Origin of the sequence: Serratia sp. (in: enterobacteria), from assembly GCF_046715635.1 — a bacterium.
Lineage (GTDB): Bacteria > Pseudomonadota > Gammaproteobacteria > Enterobacterales > Enterobacteriaceae > Chania.
The window spans coordinates 1-2554 of sequence record NZ_JBKJYW010000114.1 but is presented as its reverse complement, the minus strand read 5'-3'; the positions used below and the strand labels follow the sequence as shown (position 1 = coordinate 2554).

General features: G+C 53.4%; 2 protein-coding genes and 1 pseudogene. 2 read left to right on the top strand and 1 reads right to left on the bottom strand.

The features are described from left to right. Positions 1-206 (top strand): annotated as a pseudogene (locus ACLQ7H_RS05490) (gluconate transporter); the annotation flags it as partial. A gap of 43 nt (positions 207-249) precedes the next feature. Here the strand turns inward: ACLQ7H_RS05490 and ACLQ7H_RS05485 are convergent. Next, on the bottom strand, positions 250-843 hold the full coding sequence (locus tag ACLQ7H_RS05485; RefSeq protein ID WP_021181749.1) for a YhgN family NAAT transporter: 594 nt from the start codon (positions 841-843) through the stop codon (positions 250-252). Positions 844-1045: 202 nt separating this feature from the next. Between ACLQ7H_RS05485 and asd the strand changes: the two genes are divergently transcribed. Continuing rightward, positions 1046-2152: an aspartate-semialdehyde dehydrogenase gene (asd, locus tag ACLQ7H_RS05480; RefSeq protein WP_411751804.1), complete on the top strand. Its 1107-nt coding sequence runs from the start codon at positions 1046-1048 to the stop codon at positions 2150-2152. Positions 2153-2554 lie beyond the last annotated feature (402 nt).

Sequence of the window (2554 nt, the reverse complement as noted above, 5' to 3'; positions counted from 1 at the left end):
CCACCGGCGCTAGCCCGGAGCTGATGGTGATCGCCGTCGGTTCAGGCAGCGTGATTTTCTCTCACGTTAACGATCCGGGCTTCTGGTTGTTCAAGGAGTATTTCAACCTGACCATTATGGAAACCATTAGGTCCTGGTCCGTGTTGGAAACCATCATTTCAGTCTGCGGCCTGATTGGCTGCCTGCTGTTGGCGATGGTGGTTTAAGTTTTAACGGTGGGGCGCAGCAGTCTCTGCTGCGCCCTGGCTGCTAAAGGTTCAGATAGGCCCGAACGCCGTCCAGGAACATTTGGGTGGACAGCATCACCAGAATCAACCCCATCAGCCGTTCCAGCGCGCTAACCCCTTTGCTACCCAGTAAACGCAGGAACACATTCGACATCAGCAGGATCGCCGCTGACAATCCCCAGGCAATCAGCAAGGCCACTACCAGATGCGAAATCTGGTTGGGGTACTGGTGTGAAAGCAACATCAAGGTTGCCAGAATCGACGGCCCGGCCACTAACGGAATGGCGAGCGGCACCAGGAAAGGCTCCTCTCCGGCGGAAAGATCGCTACCGCTGCCCTCCTGAGAAGGGAAAATCATCTTGATGGCGATCAGGAACAGAATAATCCCGCCGGAGATCGACACGGTTTCGGTGCGCAGATTAAGGAACGCCAAAATATGTTCGCCCGCGAACAGGAAGATCAGCATCAATACCAAGGCTATCAGCAACTCGCGGATCACCACCGCCCGGCGACGGCGCGGTTCCAGGTGTTTCAGCACTGACATGAAAATCGGCAGGTTACCCAGCGGATCCATAATTAAAAACAGCAACACCGTTGCCGCAATCATCTCTGTCATTTAAGGCCTCAAAATCAGAAAAAACGGCGGGTATAAGCAGCATTGCTGAGAATTGGCCATTTATCGAATAAATTCACTTTGCGCTCACGTCGAGTTTTTGTAAGGTGGGTAGATATTGCACACAACATATAACTTAACTCTATCTCATATCCTTCCTGAAAGGGTATAGAGCATAGTCATCCTCCAAGGCAGGACAGTAAATATGAAAAACGTTGGTTTCATTGGTTGGCGTGGCATGGTTGGCTCGGTACTCATGCAGCGCATGACGCAAGAGCGCGATTTTGACGCCATTCGGCCGGTATTCTTCTCCACTTCGCAGCTCGGTGCTGCCGCCCCGGCTTTCGGTGGCCAGCAGCAAGGTACGCTGCAAGATGCGTATGATGTCGAAGCGTTAAGCGCTCTCGATATTATTATTACCTGCCAGGGTGGCGATTACACCAATGAAATCTATCCAAAGCTGCGTGCCACCGGCTGGCAGGGCTATTGGATCGATGCGGCTTCTTCTCTGCGGATGAAAGATGATGCGATTATCATCCTCGATCCGGTCAACCATGCGGTGATCCAGGAAGGGCTGAACAAAGGCATCAAGACCTTTGTTGGCGGTAACTGCACCGTCAGCCTGATGCTGATGTCGCTGGGCGGGCTGTTTGCCAACGACTTGGTGGAGTGGGCTTCTGTTGCCACCTATCAGGCGGCCTCCGGCGGTGGTGCGCGCCATATGCGTGAACTGTTGACCCAGATGGGCATGCTGCATGCGGACGTGGCGAAAGAGTTGCAGGACCCGGCTTCGGCGATCCTGGATATCGAACGTAAAGTCACGGAGGCCACCCGTTCCGGTAAGCTGCCAACCGATAACTTTGGCGTTCCTCTGGCGGGCAGCCTGATCCCATGGATCGACAAGCAACTGGATAACGGCCAAAGCCGCGAAGAGTGGAAAGGCCAGGCGGAGACCAACAAGATCCTCAGCACCTCAAGCCTCATCCCGGTTGATGGTTTGTGTGTGCGCGTCGGCGCGCTGCGCTGCCACAGCCAGGCATTTACCCTGAAGCTGAAGCAAGATATCCCGCTGCCGGAAATCGAGCAACTGTTAGCCACGCACAACGACTGGGTACGGGTGATCCCGAACGACCGCGAACTGACCATGCGTGAGCTGACGCCGGCTGCCGTAACCGGTACTTTGAACACGCCAGTTGGCCGTCTGCGCAAGCTGAATATGGGGCCGGAATACCTCTCCGCCTTCACCGTTGGCGATCAGCTGTTATGGGGCGCGGCCGAACCGCTGCGTCGCATGCTGCGTATCCTGCTGTAACCTTGAACTGAACTTCCTGAGGGCTGATCTCTTTCAGCCCTCCAATGCCCCGTTTTCCACATTTCTGGTCTCGATTGCTGTAGCAGTAAAGGCGATGTAGGCAAGGTGACGTCACGCCTGTCGTATATCACACGCAGCCACTGAAGGTTGCCCGCTCCACCGGTTTTCCGACTAAAAATTTTCCTTGGTAATGCCACCGTATTTTTAACAGACATGACTATGCTTATTAGGTGGATGAAAATTTTTCCATCAATGGTGAAAATTCGCCTAAAAATTAAGCATAAAGAGCGAAACTGCGAGCATGAAGGCGATCGATTAATCAATAACCGACTGAAATCACGCTTTAGGTAGCAAATGAATTGCATGATAGGTGCAACGGCTGCTTTTTGTTCAGCGTAGCCT